This window comes from Mangrovivirga cuniculi (assembly GCF_005166025.1).
Taxonomy (GTDB): domain Bacteria; phylum Bacteroidota; class Bacteroidia; order Cytophagales; family Cyclobacteriaceae; genus Mangrovivirga; species Mangrovivirga cuniculi.
In genome coordinates this window covers 931,378-948,422 of the sequence record NZ_CP028923.1, presented here as the reverse complement: position 1 = coordinate 948,422, position 17,045 = coordinate 931,378, and the positions used below count along the sequence as shown (strand labels likewise).

15 protein-coding genes, 1 tRNA gene and 1 pseudogene are annotated in these 17,045 nt (G+C 39.7%); all 17 read right to left on the bottom strand.

Annotated features, from left to right (window positions below):
* Positions 1-2 precede the first annotated feature (2 nt).
* Positions 3-290, bottom strand: coding sequence for a 50S ribosomal protein L23 (rplW, locus tag DCC35_RS04290; RefSeq protein WP_137089625.1), 288 nt, complete (start codon positions 288-290; stop codon positions 3-5).
* A 3-nt stretch (positions 291-293) separates the two neighbouring features.
* The gene (gene rplD, locus DCC35_RS04285; protein ID WP_137089624.1) at positions 294-923 is read right to left on the bottom strand and encodes a 50S ribosomal protein L4; all 630 of its coding nucleotides are present in this window, start codon (positions 921-923) and stop codon (positions 294-296) included.
* Positions 924-927: 4 nt separating this feature from the next.
* On the bottom strand, positions 928-1,560 hold the full coding sequence (gene rplC, locus DCC35_RS04280) for a 50S ribosomal protein L3 (RefSeq protein WP_137089623.1): 633 nt from the start codon (positions 1,558-1,560) through the stop codon (positions 928-930).
* A 183-nt stretch (positions 1,561-1,743) separates the two neighbouring features.
* On the bottom strand, positions 1,744-2,049 hold the full coding sequence (gene rpsJ / locus DCC35_RS04275) for a 30S ribosomal protein S10 (protein ID WP_137089622.1): 306 nt from the start codon (positions 2,047-2,049) through the stop codon (positions 1,744-1,746).
* Positions 2,050-2,060: 11 nt separating this feature from the next.
* Positions 2,061-4,214, bottom strand: coding sequence for an elongation factor G (gene fusA / locus DCC35_RS04270; protein ID WP_137089621.1), 2,154 nt, complete (start codon positions 4,212-4,214; stop codon positions 2,061-2,063).
* Between the two features lie 12 nt (positions 4,215-4,226).
* A complete protein-coding gene (rpsG, locus tag DCC35_RS04265) occupies positions 4,227-4,694 on the bottom strand; it encodes a 30S ribosomal protein S7 (RefSeq protein WP_137089620.1) in 468 nt (155 codons plus the stop codon).
* A gap of 12 nt (positions 4,695-4,706) precedes the next feature.
* Entirely contained in the window at positions 4,707-5,081 is a 375-nt protein-coding gene (gene rpsL / locus DCC35_RS04260; protein ID WP_137089619.1) for a 30S ribosomal protein S12, read from the bottom strand.
* A 140-nt stretch (positions 5,082-5,221) separates the two neighbouring features.
* Complete coding sequence (locus DCC35_RS04255; protein WP_137089618.1) at positions 5,222-5,545, bottom strand: DUF3467 domain-containing protein; 324 nt, start codon at positions 5,543-5,545, stop codon at positions 5,222-5,224.
* 77 nt (positions 5,546-5,622) lie between these two features.
* Positions 5,623-9,926 (bottom strand): annotated as a pseudogene (gene rpoC, locus DCC35_RS04250) (DNA-directed RNA polymerase subunit beta').
* A 46-nt stretch (positions 9,927-9,972) separates the two neighbouring features.
* Complete coding sequence (gene rpoB, locus DCC35_RS04245) at positions 9,973-13,839, bottom strand: DNA-directed RNA polymerase subunit beta (protein WP_137089617.1); 3,867 nt, start codon at positions 13,837-13,839, stop codon at positions 9,973-9,975.
* Between the two features lie 148 nt (positions 13,840-13,987).
* The gene (gene rplL, locus DCC35_RS04240) at positions 13,988-14,368 is read right to left on the bottom strand and encodes a 50S ribosomal protein L7/L12 (RefSeq protein WP_137089616.1); all 381 of its coding nucleotides are present in this window, start codon (positions 14,366-14,368) and stop codon (positions 13,988-13,990) included.
* A gap of 51 nt (positions 14,369-14,419) precedes the next feature.
* On the bottom strand, positions 14,420-14,956 hold the full coding sequence (gene rplJ, locus DCC35_RS04235; RefSeq protein WP_137089615.1) for a 50S ribosomal protein L10: 537 nt from the start codon (positions 14,954-14,956) through the stop codon (positions 14,420-14,422).
* Positions 14,957-14,958: 2 nt separating this feature from the next.
* A complete protein-coding gene (gene rplA / locus DCC35_RS04230) occupies positions 14,959-15,657 on the bottom strand; it encodes a 50S ribosomal protein L1 (protein WP_137089614.1) in 699 nt (232 codons plus the stop codon).
* A 16-nt stretch (positions 15,658-15,673) separates the two neighbouring features.
* Complete coding sequence (rplK, locus tag DCC35_RS04225; RefSeq protein WP_137089613.1) at positions 15,674-16,114, bottom strand: 50S ribosomal protein L11; 441 nt, start codon at positions 16,112-16,114, stop codon at positions 15,674-15,676.
* Between the two features lie 2 nt (positions 16,115-16,116).
* Entirely contained in the window at positions 16,117-16,674 is a 558-nt protein-coding gene (gene nusG, locus DCC35_RS04220) for a transcription termination/antitermination protein NusG (RefSeq protein WP_137089612.1), read from the bottom strand.
* Between the two features lie 20 nt (positions 16,675-16,694).
* The gene (gene secE, locus DCC35_RS04215) at positions 16,695-16,889 is read right to left on the bottom strand and encodes a preprotein translocase subunit SecE (protein ID WP_137089611.1); all 195 of its coding nucleotides are present in this window, start codon (positions 16,887-16,889) and stop codon (positions 16,695-16,697) included.
* Between the two features lie 20 nt (positions 16,890-16,909).
* Positions 16,910-16,985: transfer RNA gene (locus tag DCC35_RS04210), tRNA-Trp, on the bottom strand.
* Positions 16,986-17,045 lie beyond the last annotated feature (60 nt).

Below are 17,045 nucleotides of genomic sequence, written 5' to 3'. Positions count from 1 at the left end.
GATTATATACCACTGTAAAAATCTATTACTTCGCCTTCTGCAACAGTTACAATTGCTTTCTTGTATGAAGGCTTTCTTCCGGTAAGGATTTGAGACTTTGTATATCTCGTTTTCTTCTTACCTAGTACGTTTATTGTGTTAACGGCTTCTACAGATACGCCGTAGGCTTGTTCAACAGCCTTTTTTATTTGCAGCTTATTGGCTTTTTGACTTACTACGAAGCCATACTTACCCTTTTCGTTCATCTCCGAGACCTTTTCGGTCACTATAGGTTTAATCAGTACGCTCATGGCTTACTTATTAAAAAGTTTTTCCAATTGTTCTACACTGCTTTCGCTCAAAATTAGCGTATCAGCATTAATCACTTTGTACGTGCTTAATTCGTCACACGTTATTACGTCTGTCTTCTTAATGTTTCTGCTTGATAATAATAAATTCTTATCTGCAGAATCAACAACAAGTAACGTCTTTTTGTCAGCAAGAGACAATGCATTTAGCATTGACAAATACTCTTTAGTTTTTGGAGCATCAAATGAAACACCATCTAAAACAGTAATTGCTGAATCTTTTGCTTTATATGCTAAAGCACTTTTTCGCGCTAATTGCTTAACTTTTTTATTAAGCTTAAATCCGTAGTTTCTTGGTTGAGGACCAAATACACGTCCACCACCTTTAAAAATTGGAGATTTAATACTACCTGCACGAGCAGTACCTGTACCTTTCTGTTTCTTTATTTTCTTGGTAGATCCGGTGATCTCAGCACGTTCTTTAGACTTGTGAGTACCCTGTCTTTGATTAGCAAGGTATTGTTTCACATCAAGATATATTGCGTGATCATTTGGTTCAATTCCAAAAACTGAATCAGCTAACTTAACCTTTCTACCCGTATCCTCTCCGGTTCTTGATAATACTGTTATTTCCATGATCTTACTTCTCTAGAATTAAGTATGAATTTTTTGCACCGGGTACCGAACCACTAACTAGAATAAGATTCTCATCAGCAAGAATCTTCATAACTTTTAAGTTCGTTACCTTAACTGATTTGTTTCCGGTCTGTCCAGCCATCTTCATTCCTTTGAATACTCTCGCAGGATACGATGCTGCACCAATTGATCCAGGTGCTCTTAATCTGTTGTGCTGACCATGAGTTGCCTGGCCTACACCACCAAATCCATGACGCTTAACTACACCTTGAAAACCTTTACCTTTGCTTACGCCTTTTACATCAAGGAAGTCACCTTCCTCAAAGACGTCCTGTACACTGACTTCTTTACCAAGCTCAATACCACCTTCAAACTCAAGACGGAAATCTCTGAATTCCACTACCTTGGATTTAGGTGTTGTATCAGCTTTTTTAAAGTGACCTAACAATGCCTGAGGTGTACGCTTTTCTTTACGCTCACCGTACGCTAATTGTACAGCATTGTAGCCGTCAGATTCTTCATTCTTCACTTGTGTAATCACACAAGGACCAGCCTCTATCACCGTGCATGCGACGTTTCGTCCATCGGCACCGTAAACGCTAGTCATTCCGATTTTTCTACCTATTATTCCTGACATTTCTTTAATTTTTAACTCCCTTTTGCCCAATGAGTTGCGGAATCACCGCGCAAAAGGACTGCAAAGATAGAAATTAATGTGATTAAAAAAAACTTATTATCAATAATTTCCGGTTGCAGACTTTAGACAATAAAAAAAGAACCAATACAATGATTGGTTCTTTTATATTTCTGTGTGTTAAGATCAAACTTTAATCTCTACATCAACACCACTTGGAAGTTCAAGTTTCATAAGTGCATCAACAGTTTTTGCACTATTTGAATAGATGTCCACCAATCTTTTGTAAGTACAAAGCTGGAACTGCTCTCTTGACTTCTTATTTACGTGTGGAGAACGTAACACTGTAAAGATGTCCTTCTCTGTTGGAAGAGGAATAGGACCACTTACTACTGCTCCAGTAGTTTTTACAGCACGAACGATCTTTTCTGATGATTTATCAACGAGATTATGATCGTATGACTTAAGTTTTATTCTTATTTTCTGTGTCATAATTCTGTTTTTTAAACGGCTGTACCTTTAGTTTCAGCAATCACTTCGTCTGCTATGTTTTTAGGTACCGCATCGTAATGTGAGAACACTAGAGATGCAGTTGCTCTACCTGAAGAAATTGTTCTAAGGTCAGTAACATAGCCGAAAAGTTCTGATAAAGGAACATCACCTTTAATGATCTGAGCTCCTCCTTTTGTATCCATTCCTCTCATGATACCTCTTCTCTTGTTCAAGTCACCAGTGATAGGACCAGTAAACTCTTCAGGAGTAACGATCTCAACTTTCATGATCGGCTCAAGTAATTGAGGCTTAGCTTTACCAGCAGCAGCCTTAAATCCTAATCTAGCAGCCAATTCGAAAGAAAGAGCGTCAGAGTCAACATCGTGGAATGAACCGTGGTATAATCTAACATAAAGATTATCTACAGGGAAACCAGCTAAAGGACCGTTCTTCATTGCTTCTCTGAATCCTTTTTCTATCGCAGGGATAAATTCTTTAGGAATAACACCACCAACGATCTTATTATCAAACTGAAGACCATCCTTAGCAGCTGCAGCCAACTTCTCGTCGTCGTCTTTAGCAGGTCCTAATTCGAATACAATATCAGCGAATTTACCTTTACCACCACTCTGCTTCTTGTAAACCTCTTTGTGCTCAACATAATCTGTAACAGACTCTTTGTAAGCAACCTGAGGAGCACCCTGGTTGATCTCTACTTTAAATTCTCTTTTAAGTCGATCAATGATGATCTCAAGGTGAAGCTCACCCATACCTCTAAGTACAGTCTGTCCTGTTTCGTGATCAGTCTCAACGTGTAGAGTTGGATCTTCTTCAACTAACTTAGCAATTGCAGTACCAAGCTTATCAACATCAGCCTGAGTTTTAGGCTCGATCGCATAACCGATTACCGGCTCAGGGAATTCCATTGACTCAAGAATTAATGGATTCTTTTCGTCAGTTAATGAATCACCTGTTTTAATATCTTTAAAACCAACACCAGCACAGATATCACCAGCCTCTACTTTATCAATAGGGTTCTGCTTGTTTGAGTGCATCTGCATCAATCGAGAGATACGCTCTTTTTTACCTGTACGGTTATTTAATATATAAGAACCCGCGTCCAGAGTACCAGCATATACACGCATAAATGCAAGACGACCTACGAATGGGTCAGTAGCAATTTTAAATGCAAGTGCAGAGAATGGCTCATCATTATCTGGAGTTCTTGTCTCTTCTTTTTCTGTATTTGGATTAACACCTGTTACAGCAGGCATGTCATATGGAGAAGGCAAGTATGCACAAACTGCATCAAGCACTGCCTGAACCCCTTTATTTTTAAATGCCGAACCGCACATAACTGGCGACATAGACATGTCGATAACAGCTTTACGGATTGCAGCCATCATTTCTTCTTCTGTAATTGAATCCGGATCTTCAAAGAATTTCTCTAGAAGTGCATCATCGTATTCAGCTACTGCCTCAACAAGATTTTGTCTCCACTCCATAACTGTATCTTCGATATCAGCAGGAATATCAACAACCTCGTATGTCATTCCGAAATCTTCGTCGTTCCAGATTACAGCTTTATTAGTAATAAGGTCAACTACACCTTTGAATGAATCTTCAGCTCCGATAGGTACTTGAAGTGGAACAGGGTTAGCGCCTAATTTGTCTTTGATTTCGTTAACAACATTGAAGAAGTCAGCTCCAGCACGGTCCATTTTGTTTACGAAACAAATTCTTGGAACATGGTACTTGTCAGCTTGTCTCCATACTGTTTCAGACTGAGGCTCAACACCAGATACTGCACAGAAAAGAGCTACAGCTCCATCGAGAACACGTAGAGAACGCTCTACCTCAACGGTAAAGTCAACGTGACCCGGAGTATCAATAATGTTTACTTTGAATTCTTTAGTGTCATCCAGAGGTTGTCCCTGTTTTGTAGGGTACTTCCAGAAAGTAGTAGTAGCAGCTGAAGTAATAGTAATACCTCGCTCCTGCTCTTGTTCCATCCAGTCCATTGTAGCGGCACCATCGTGTACCTCTCCAATTTTATGACTAAGACCGGTATAGAAAAGAATTCTTTCAGTCGTTGTCGTTTTCCCGGCATCAATGTGAGCCATGATACCGATGTTACGAAGGTAGGTTAAATCTTTTTTAGCCATTTTAATATCCTATTAGAATCTGAAGTGTGAAAAAGCTTTATTCGCTTCTGCCATACGGTGAGTATCATCCTTTTTCTTGATGGCAGCACCTTCACCTTTTGAAGCCGCAACGATTTCGTTAGCTAATCTTTCTACCATCGTTTTCTCATTTCTAGAACGTGAATAGGAGATTAACCACTTAATACCTAATGAAGTCTTTCTTTCTGGTCTAACTTCCATTGGTACCTGAAATGTAGCACCACCCACTCTTCTACTTTTTACCTCGACAGAAGGCATCACGTTATTAAGTGCTTTCTTCCAAACCTCTAAACCGTTTTCACCAGTTTTTTCATTAACGATATCGATCGCATCGTAGAAAATTCCATATGCTAATGACTTCTTTCCATCAGCCATCAGATAGTTAACGAATTTCGTTACTAGCGTATCTTGAAATTTAGGATCCGGAAGGATGTATCTCTTTTTTGGTTTTGCTTTTCTCATTGCTGTGTAAAATTATTTTTTAGGTCTTTTAGCACCATATTTTGAACGACCTTGTAAACGTCCGTTTACCCCTGCAGTATCAAGCGCACCACGGATAATGTGATATCTTACACCAGGAAGGTCTTTTACACGACCACCACGAATAAGCACGATTGAGTGCTCTTGCAGGTTGTGTCCTTCACCTGGGATATATGCGTTAACTTCTTTTCCATTTGTCAACCTTACTCTTGCCACTTTACGCATCGCAGAGTTAGGTTTTTTTGGAGTGGTAGTGTAAACCCTTGTACAAACCCCTCTCCTTTGTGGACATGAGTCCAAAGCGGGAGATTTTGATTTTGAGGTTAACTTTTTTCTACCTTTTCTTACTAATTGCTGTATAGTAGGCATTTAACTCTCTGTGTTTAATTTTAATATAGACCTATCGAAATTTTGGATTGCAAAGGTAGGAAAATCAGCGGATTATCCAAAGTATACTGACCAAATTTTCAGTAATTCTTTCTAAACCTTGCTTTAAGCTGTTTCCAACCCTATGCTTCTCCCATCGTTCCTCCGAAATTCATCGGGAATTTTGGTGTTTCCTGACTATTTTTGATTGCCCCATAGGTACTTTCATATTTCTCTATGTTGTCAGCCAATGCATTCAGGAGACGCTTCGCATGCTCGGGTGTAATCACTACACGTGATTTTACCTTTGCCTTTGGAACACCCGGCATCAAACGGATAAAATCAATAACAAACTCACTATTCGAATGTGCAATCATTGCAAGATTTGCATAAACACCTTCAGCTGTTTCTTCTGAAAGCTCAATATTGATCTGATTTTGTCCTTGTTTATCTTTTTCTTCTGCCATTGTATTTCGGAATTAATAAACAGGCACCCTGAAAAACTTTCGGGGTGCCTGATAAAATATATTTTGTAGAGCGGTCATTAATTTACCGCTTCTCTCTCGCTACGCTCTTTCTTCCCGGCTAGCATTGCTTCGTACTCATCTTTAGGAGCTACGATCAGTTTATCGTAATCACGGATACCGGTTCCAGCTGGAATCAGGTGTCCAACGATCACATTCTCTTTAAGTCCGAGTAACTGATCCCTCTTACCCCAGATAGAGGCTTCTGACAATACTTTCGTTGTTTCCTGGAAGGAAGCAGCAGAAATAAAGCTTTCAGTACCAAGAGATGCCTGAGTAATACCCTGAAGAATAGTTTTAGAAACCGCAGGCTGAGCATCTCTTACCTGGATAGGTTTCATATCTTTTCTCTTCAGCATAGAATTCTCGTCTCTTAACTGACGTGCAGTAATGATCTTACCTGGCTTCATTGACTCACTGTCACCTGCATCAGTAACGACTTTCTTGTCTAGCATTGTGTCGTTTTCATCAGCAAAAGCGAATCTATCAACTACCTGATTAACCAGGAAGCTAGTGTCACCAGCATCAATTACTCTTACTTTCTGCATCATCTGTCTTACGATACCTTCAATGTGCTTGTCATTGATCTTAACACCCTGAAGCCTGTATACTTCCTGAACCTCATTTACAAGGTACTCCTGTACAGCTTTAGGCCCTTTAATAGAAAGGATATCGTTAGGCGTGATCGCTCCGTCAGACAGAGGATAACCAGCTTTAACGAAGTCACCATCCTGAACAAGAATGTGTTTAGATAATGGCACCATGTAACGCTTCTTCACTCCATCTTTAGATTCGATGAAGATCTCTCTGTTACCACGTTTAATGTTACCATAAGTTACAACACCGTCAATTTCAGAAACTACTGCAGGATTCGATGGGTTACGAGCCTCAAACAGCTCTGTAACTCTTGGAAGACCCCTGTAATATCTCTGGACTTACCTGCGGTTCTAGGTATCTTAGCCAGTACCTGACCAGCTTTAATAGTTTGACCTTCATCTACTGCAAGGTGGGCACCTACCGGAATGTTATATCCCTTAGGATCACCTTTAGAAGGATTAACTATAACCGTTGGGTTTTTAGTCTTATCTCTGGTTTCTATAATTACTTTCTCTCTGTGACCTGTCTGCTCATCAGATTCTTCTTTGTAAGTAATCCCTTCTTCGATACTTTCAAATTCGATAGAACCATCAAATTCTGACAAGATAACAGCATTATAAGGATCCCAGTAGCAAAGTTCTTGTCCCTTTTCTACTTTTTCGCCCTCTTTAACAGTTAACGTTGCTCCATATGGAACGTGGTTACTGCTAAGCATTGTTTTAGATTTTGGATCGATGATCTTAACTTCTGTCATTCGACTCATTACGATCTCAATATTCTTACCTTCCTCATCTTTGGTCTTAATAGCTCTCAGACCTTCGAATTCGATAATACCACTATTTCTTGCGGTAATTTTAGCATCTACAGCAATGTTTGAAGCAGTACCACCCACGTGGAAAGTTCTTAGTGTTAACTGAGTACCTGGTTCACCGATAGACTGCGCAGCGATTACACCAACAGCCTCACCTTTCTGAACCATATTACCAGTAGCAAGGTTTCTACCATAACATTTGGCACAACCTCCCTGTCTGGTTTCACAAGTTAACAGAGACCTGATCTCAACCTCTTCAACTCCGGCTTCTTCAATATAATCGGCGATCTCATCAGTAATCTCTTCACCTGCAGCCATGATCAGCTCATCAGTTTCAGGATGATAGATATCGTGTACTGCTACACGACCTGCAATACGCTCAGACAAAGACTCAACTACTTCTTCATTGTCCTTCAATGCAGAAACTGCAAGTCCTCTTAATGTTCCACAATCTTCTTCGGAAACAACAAGGTCCTGAGCAACATCCACAAGACGACGAGTTAAGTAACCGGCATCGGCTGTTTTTAGTGCTGTATCCGCAAGACCTTTACGAGCACCGTGAGTTGATATAAAGTACTCGATTACATCGAGTCCTTCTTTAAAGTTAGACAGAATCGGGTTTTCAATAATAGCACCAACAGATCCACTAAGGTTTTTCTGTGGTTTTGCCATTAATCCTCTCATTCCACCCAGCTGTCTGATCTGCTCTCTGGAACCACGAGCTCCTGAGTGCATCATCATATAAATACTGTTGAATCCCTGATTATCTTCTTCAAGCTGAGTCATCAGAGTATTAGTCAACTGAGAGTTAATTCTTGTCCAGATGTCAATCACCTGGTTGTAACGCTCGTTGTCTGTAATCAGACCCATCAGGTAGTTATTCCAAACTGCATCAACTTCTTCTTTGGCTTTATCAACCAATTCTTCTTTCGCTGTTGGAATAATTATATCACCAAGACCCATTGACAGACCACCTTTGTAGGCCATCTGGAATCCTAGTTCTTTAATATCATCTAGGAAGTGCGCTGTTTTAGCCATTCCTGCGATGTTGAATACTCTAGCAATAATCTGTTGAAGCTTTTTCTTCGTTAATAACTCATTAACAAAACCAACTTCCTCAGGTACATATTGGTTAAATAAAACCCTACCGGCAACTGTGTCTATCAACTGATCTTCAAGTTCACCTTTAGAGTTTCTTGCTTTGGCTTTTACCTTAATATGTGCATGTTTAGAGATTCTCTTCTCATTCAAAGCAATGATAACCTCTTCAGCGCCGTAGAAAGTCATTCCCTCTCCAGCTACCGGATGATCATCAGTAGACTTACGCCCTTTGGTTACGTAGTAAAGTCCAAGAACCATATCCTGTGAAGGTACTGCAATAGGAGCACCGTTAGCAGGGTTAAGAATGTTGTGAGAAGACAACATCAAAACAGATGCTTCAAGTATTGCCTCATGTCCTAATGGAACGTGAACTGCCATCTGGTCACCATCGAAGTCAGCGTTAAATGCGGTACATACCAAAGGATGCAACTGAATAGCTTTTCCTTCAATAAGTTTTGGCTGGAACGCCTGGATACCAAGTCTGTGAAGAGTTGGAGCACGGTTAAGAAGTACAGGGTGTCCTTTCAATACATTCTCAAGTATATCCCATACAACCGGATCTTTTCTGTCAACGATCTTCTTAGCAGACTTAACAGTTTTTACTATTCCTCTTTCAATCAACTTACGGATAATAAACGGCTTGAATAACTCCGCAGCCATGTCTTTAGGAAGACCGCATTCGTGAAGTTTAAGTTCAGGACCTACTACAATTACCGAACGACCTGAATAGTCAACCCTTTTACCTAATAAGTTTTGACGGAATCGACCTTGCTTACCTTTAAGCATATCACTTAAAGATTTAAGAGCTCTGTTTCCATCAGATCGAACCGCATTTACTTTACGGCTGTTATCGAAAAGAGAATCTACAGCCTCCTGAAGCATACGTTTTTCGTTACGTAAGATTACTTCAGGCGCTTTGATATCTATCAATCTTTTCAGACGATTATTTCTGATTATAACTCTTCTGTAAAGGTCATTAAGGTCAGATGTTGCAAATCGACCACCATCCAATGGAACTAATGGCCTTAGCTCCGGTGGAATAACAGGCACCATGCGGATAATCATCCATTCAGGCTTGTTTTCGATTCTGGTTTTAGCATCTCTAAATGCTTCAACAACCTTAAGTCTTTTCAGAGCCTCAGCTTTTCTCTGCTGAGAAGTATCTGTTGCTGCCTGATGGCGTAACTGATAAGATAGCTCATCTAGTTCAAGTCTCGAAAGTAACATTTCGATACCTTCAGCACCCATTTTTGCGATGAACTTATTTGGATCATCATCATCAAGAAGTTGATTTTCTCTTGGCAATTTATCCATGATATCCAGATATTCATCCTCAGTCAGGAAGTCCATCTGTTCGATACCATCTTCAGCTTTTAATCCAGGCTGAACAACTACATAGCGCTCGTAGTAAATAATTTGATCGAGCTTTTTAGTCGGAAGCCCCAGTAGGTATCCGATTTTATTTGGCAATGAACGGAAATACCAGATATGTGCAACAGGAACTACCAGTTCAATGTGCCCCATACGCTCACGTCGAACTTTCTTTTCAGTTACTTCGACACCGCATCGATCACAAATAATTCCTTTATATCTTATTCTTTTGTATTTACCGCAATGACATTCCCAATCTTTTACCGGACCAAATATTCTTTCACAAAACAGACCACCCATCTCAGGTTTGTAAGTTCTGTAATTGATAGTTTCCGGCTGGGTTACTTCACCAAAAGAGCTTTCCAGAATTGACTCCGGAGAAGCAAGGCTTATCGTAACTGTTGAAAAGTCATTATTGATTTTTTTGTTTTTTCTAAATGCCATAATGTTCCTTATCTATAGGTAGGCACATCGCCTTAATTTAACATTTTTACTTGAGCGTAATTTCCAGAGCCAATCCTCTCAGTTCATGAATCAATACGTTGAATGATTCAGGAATGTTCGGTCTTGGAAGATTATCTCCTTTTACTATTGCCTCGTAAGCTTTGGCTCTTCCCACAACATCATCAGACTTAATTGTCAGAATTTCCTGTAGAATATTTGCAGCACCAAATGCCTCGAGAGCCCAAACCTCCATCTCACCAAATCTCTGTCCACCAAACTGAGCTTTACCTCCAAGTGGTTGCTGAGTAATAAGTGAGTAAGGTCCAATTGAACGGGCGTGCATCTTGTCATCAACAAGGTGGCCCAGTTTCAACATATAAATTACACCCACAGTAGTTGGCTGATCAAATCGCTGACCACTTAATCCATCATGAAGGTAAGTTCTACCTAAATGTGGAAGACCTGCTTCTTTAAGTTGTGCATCAACTTCATCAGCAGATGCTCCATCAAAGATCGGTGTAGCGTATTTACGACCTAATTTTAATCCAGCCCAACCTAATACGGTTTCGTATATCTGTCCAAGGTTCATACGTGAAGGTACACCTAATGGGTTCAACACGATATCAACCGGACTTCCATCCTCAAGGAATGGCATATCTTCTTGTCTAACGATTTTGGCAACAACACCTTTATTACCGTGACGTCCTGCCATTTTATCACCAACTCTTAGTTTACGCTTTTTAGCAATATAAACTTTAGCCAGTCTTACTATTCCAGCAGGAAGTTCGTCACCAACCTCCAGAGTAAATCGCTCACGCTTAAATTCACCTGCAAGCTCGTTTCGTCTATTTAAGTAATTCTTAACAAGAGTAACAAGTAACTCGTTAGTTTTCTCGTCATCAGTCCAACTTTCTAGGATAACATCTGCAATCAGGTTAACCTCTTCTGGTACTGCATAACCAGATTCATCTCTATATATATTTTTTTCAGGGAATAAGTTGTTTTCAATATTCTGGTGATTGAATTTAACTCCTTTGCTTAGTAGTTCATCACCAAATTTATGTTTAACTCCCTGTGAAGTTTTTCCTTCAAGAAGAGATACAAGCTTATTAATCATCTTAGCTCTCAATCCTCTAAGGTTTTTGGAGTACTCAGCCATTAGAGTTTGAACCTCTTTTTTAGCTCGAGCTCTTGATTCCTTATCCTTTTTAGGTCGAGAGAATAACTTAGTATCAATTACCACACCTTTGACTGAAGGAGGAACGCGAAGAGACGCATCTTTTACATCACCAGCTTTATCTCCAAATATAGCGCGGAGTAATTTTTCTTCCGGAGTTGGATCACTTTCTCCTTTTGGAGTGATCTTACCGATTAGGATATCTCCTTCTTTAACTTCAGCTCCGGTTCTGATAACACCATTTTCATCAAGGTGTTTAACCGCTTCCTCACTTACGTTAGGAATTTCAGAAGTTAATTCTTCTTCACCACGTTTTGTATCTCTAACTTCTAATTCATATTCATCAATGTGAATAGAAGTGAAAATATCATCTCTTACAACTTTTTCAGAAATAACGATCGCATCCTCAAAGTTGTAACCTTGCCATGGCATGAAAGCAACTTTCATATTTCTACCAAGAGCAAGTTCTCCCTGATCAGTTGCGTAACCATCACAAAGAACCTGGCCTTTTTCAACTCTCTCACCTTTCTTAACAATCGGTACAAGGTTAAGGCTGGTATCCTGGTTAGTTCTTCTGAATTTGATCAGGTCGTATGTAACTACATCATCATCAAAGCTAACAAGACGCTCATTTTCAGATCTGTCATATCGAACTTTGATTACTGTAGAATCTACGAAATCTATTTCACCATCTGCTTCAGCAACAACAAGAGTTCTTGAGTCAAGAGCAACTCTTTTTTCAAGTCCTGTTCCTACGATTGGAGCTTCAGGTCTTAAAAGAGGTACTGCCTGGCGCTGCATGTTCGATCCCATCAATGCACGGTTGGCATCATCGTGTTCCAGGAAAGGAATCATTGATGCAGCAACAGATACAATCTGGTTAGGAGCAACGTCCATGTATGAAAGCTCATGTGGTTCCATAACTGGGAAGTCACCCTCGTATCTTGCTTTAACTCTGTCATTCACATAATCACCATTATCTGTGATTGGTGCGTTTGCCTGAGCAATGTAGTGATTGTCTTCTTCTTCAGCAGTCAGATAAACTACATCACTAGTCACTTTACCCTCCTGAACTTTTCTATATGGAGTTTCGATGAATCCCATGCTATTCACTTTGGCGTGAACACAAAGAGATGAAATCAAACCAATATTCGGACCTTCAGGAGTCTCAATCGTACAAAGACGACCATAGTGAGTGTAGTGAACATCACGAACCTCGAAACCAGCTCTTTCACGAGAAAGACCTCCAGGTCCTAAAGCAGACATTCTTCTTTTATGAGTAACCTCAGCTAATGGGTTGGTTTGATCCATGAACTGAGATAACTGGTTAGTACCAAAGAATGAGTTAATAACTGAAGATAACGTTCTAGCGTTGATCAGATCAACAGGCTTGAAGTCTTCGTTATCACGAACGTTCATTCTTTCTTTAATGGTACGAGCCATTCTTGCAAGACCAACTCCGAACTGAGAATATAACTGTTCTCCAACAGTTCTTACTCTTCTGTTACTTAAGTGGTCAATATCATCAACTACAGCTTTACTGTTAATCAATCCGATAAGATATTTAACGATAAGGATAATATCCTCAGTAGTTAAAACTCTTGAATCTTTAGAGTGATCAAGGCCTAATTTGGTGTTAATTCTGTAACGACCAACTTCACCAAGGTCATAACGCTTATCACTGAAGAAAAGATTTTGAATAATCTCTCTTGCAGTTGCTTCGTCAGGAGCCTCAGTATTACGTAGCTGTCTGTATATCTGTTCTACTGCTTCCTTCTCAGAGTTTGAGTTATCTTTTTGAAGGGTATTATATATAATAGAGTAGTCAGTTACATTAGCATCTTTCCTATGCAGGATAATTGATTTAACACCTGCATCCAGGATAAGATCAATATCTTCTGAAGTTAGTACAGAGTCACGCTCAAGGATCACTTCGTTACGGTCGATTGAAACAACTTCACCAGTATCCTCATCCACAAAGTCTTCAGTCCAGGTACGAAGAACTCTTGCAGCTAACTTTCTATCAATAACTTTTTTTAGGTTTGCCTTAGTCGCTTCAACTTCTTCAGAAAGGTCGAAAAGATCAAGAATATCTTTATCAGATCCGAAGCCGATAGCTCTTAGGAGAGTAGTGACCGGGAATTTTTTCTTACGGTCGATATAGGCATACATGACGTTGTTTACGTCAGTGGCAAACTCTATCCACGATCCTTTGAAAGGAATAATTCTCGCGGAGTACAAAGTAGTACCATTAGTGTGTTTACTTTGAGCAAAGAAAACACCAGGAGAACGGTGAAGTTGAGAAACAATCACACGTTCAGCACCATTGATCACGAAAGATCCCTTAGCGGTCATTAAAGGAACGCTTCCAAGGAAAACTTCCTGCTCAATAGTTTCAAAATCTTCATTGTCCTCATCATTACAAGAGAGTCGCAATTTTGCTTTTAAAGCAACTGCATACGTCAAACCACGATCGATACACTCCTGTACAGAATATTTAGGGGGGTCGATAGTATAGTCGACGAATTCAAGAACAAAATTTTCTCTTGAGTCAGAAATAGGGAAATTCTCCATAAATACTTTATAGAGACCTTCGTGATTTCTTTTTTCCGCTGGGGTATCCAACTGGAAGAAATCGCGGAAAGATTGTAATTGTACATCCAAGAAATCAGGGTAATCAATTACTGACTTTATAGATGAGAAATTAATTCTTTCGGTTTGAATCTTATTAGCCAAGACTATCAGAGTTTAAGTTTTCACAAAAGGTGCCGGGTTTCGCTTTGGAACCCGACACATATGCTCTTCAGCAATGTATGTTCGTACAAACAGGAAAAGACCCCAATAAAATATCAGGGCCTAAACAGGGTTGACCAAGACGGTCAAATTATTTCAACTCTACTTCGGCACCAGCCTCTTCAAGTTGTTTTTTCATGCTTTCAGCTTCATCCTTAGGCATTGCTTCTTTCACAGCCTTAGGTGCACCGTCAACTAGTTCTTTAGCTTCTTTAAGCCCAAGACCAGTTAATTCTTTTACTAGTTTCACTACAGCAAGTTTCGCGCCACCAGCAGACTTAAGTACTACGTCGAATTCAGACTTTTCGTCTTCACCGCCGTCTCCACCAGCACCACCGCCAGCTACCATTACTGGTGCTGCTGCAGCTGCAGGCTCGATACCGTACTCTTCCTTAAGGATTTCTGCTAATTCGTTTACTTCTTTTACAGATAAATTAACTAACTGCTCAGCGAATTCTTTCAAATCTGCCATTTTATTCCCGATTTAAATTGTTTCTAATAAAATTGTAATAAATAATTGTAATTAAGCTTCTCGATCCTGTAACGTTTTAACAATACCGCCAAGTTTGTCGCCACCACTGCTAAGTGCAGAGATAACGTTTTTAGCTGGTGATTGAAGCAACGATATAACTTCGCCGATAAGCTCGCTTTTCGATTTAAGATTGCTTAGTGTTTCAAGGTTTTCATCACCGATAAAGATATCAGAATCGATCGATGCACCTTTCAATAAAGGTCTTTTAATCTCTTTACCTTGCTTGCTTCTGAAGGCTTTAATAACTTTTGCCGGAGCATTATTAGATTCTTCAGAAAAGATAATTCCACTGAATCCTTTTAATGCTACATCTAATTCGCTAAAGTCGTTGTCAAGCTGATCAAGAGCTTTCTTGATCAAAGTATTCTTAACAACTTTATATTCAACACCTTCTTTAAAGCATAACCTTCTAAAGTCGTTTACTTGTCCAACAGACAACCCACTAGCATCAGCGATGTAGAAAAAAGGATTGTTGTTAAACTTTTCAACAAGACTTTCTATTACTTGTGCTTTTTCTTCTCTAGTCATGGTTATAATCCTGCTATAGAGTTTTTATCAATTTCGATACCAGGACTCATAGTACTAGAAATCGAAATCGTTTTAAAATAAGTACCTTTAGCTGAAGCAGGTTTTAACTTAGCGATGGTCTGGATTAATTCAACAGCATTATCGTAAATCTTATCTTTATCGAAAGAAACTCGTCCGATTGATGTGTGAATAATTCCGAATTTATCGACTTTAAAGTCAATTTTACCCGCTTTAACTTCCTGTACAGCTTTTCCTACCTCAAGAGTAACCGTACCCGCCTTTGGGTTTGGCATTAAACCACGTGGACCCAATACTCGACCTAAACGACCAATCTTAGGCATTACAGTCGGCATTGTTATAATTACGTCTACGTCAGTCCAGCCATCTTCGATTTTCTTGATGTACTCGTCAAGTCCTACATAGTCTGCACCAGCTTCTTTTGCCTCTTCTTCTTTGTCAGGAGTACAAAGAACCAACACGCGAACATCGCGACCTACCCCGTGAGGTAGAGCTACGACACCTCTGACCATTTGATCAGCTTTACGTGGGTCAACTCCTAAACGAATATCGAGATCAACAGAAGCATCGAATGAAGCATAGTTCACTTCTTTCACAAGTGCCGCTGCTTCGCCTATTGCGTAAGCTTTTTCAGGATCTAACTTAGAAAATGCTTCTTTTTGTTTTTTTGTTAATCTTGCCATGTTACCTTAAGATTAGTTACATCCAAGGAGCTTTTCCCTGAACCTTTATTCCCATACTTCTTGCGGTCCCTGCAACCATTCGCATTGCTGATTCAACTGTAAATGCATTTAAATCCTGCATTTTAGTTTCAGCAATCTCTTTAACCTGATCCCAAGAAACAGATCCTACTTTAACTCGGTTAGGTTCCGCTGAACCCTTCTTAAGTTTTGCAGCCTCTTTTAACAAGATTGCAGCAGGAGGAGTTTTAATGACAAAGTCGAAAGACTTGTCAGAATAAATAGTTACTACCACTGGTAGAACCATCCCTTGCTTGTCTTGTGTACGAGCATTAAACTGCTTGCAGAAGTCCATTATATTAAGACCCTTGGCACCAAGAGCCGGACCGATAGGTGGAGACGGATTGGCTTGTCCACCCCTTACTTGTAACTTCAGGTAACCACTAATCTCCTTTGCCATTACTATTCTACTTTTTCGACCTGCATATAGTTTAATTCCACTGGAGTATTTCTTCCGAAAATCTTCACGATAACATTAAGTTTCTTACGATCTTCAAAAACCTCCTCAACGTGGCCAGTAAATCCGCTGAATGGGCCGTCCATTACTTTAACAGATTCACCTACAATATATGGTGTATCTAATTTCTCTTCGAATTCTTCAGTCTCGTCAACTTTACCTAAGATTCTGTTGACTTCAGATTGACGAAGGGGTACTGGATTTTTGGAAGCATTTCCCCCTCCTGCTCCGAGAAAACCGATAACACCTGGAATGCTGGTTACTGTGTGCATAACTTCTCCATGAGAAAGGTTAGCCTGAATCAGCACATAGCCCGGGAAGAATGATCTTTCTCTTATACGCTTCTTTCCATTGCGCATTTCGTAAACTTTTTCAGAAGGAATCAGGATTTGTGGTACCTGATCTTCAAGTTTTTGTCGAGCTATCTCGTTTTCAAGATAGTTTTTCACCTTCTTCTCCTGACCACTTACAGCTCTCAGTACGTACCATTTATGCTCACTCATAACCTCGGCGTAACAGTCAATTATTTAATATTATTATAATAAAAATCGGTCAGGTTCTGGAAACCAGAATCTATCAGACCAATAACCAATGCAAAAATTAAAGAGGCAATCAATACCAGTACAGCATTATTTTGCAATTCTCTGTAGCCGGGCCAGCTAACTTTAGTAGTCAGCTCGATGTACGACTCTTTAATATATGATACTAACTTATTCATGAATAATATCTTAATAAAATTGGCACGGGTGGAGAGACTCGAACTCCCAGCCAATGGTTTTGGAGACCACTACTCTACCAATTGAGCTACACCCGTGTATCTAACACCCCGAAAAACGGAATGCAAAGATAGTTAAATATTATTGATAAACAAAAC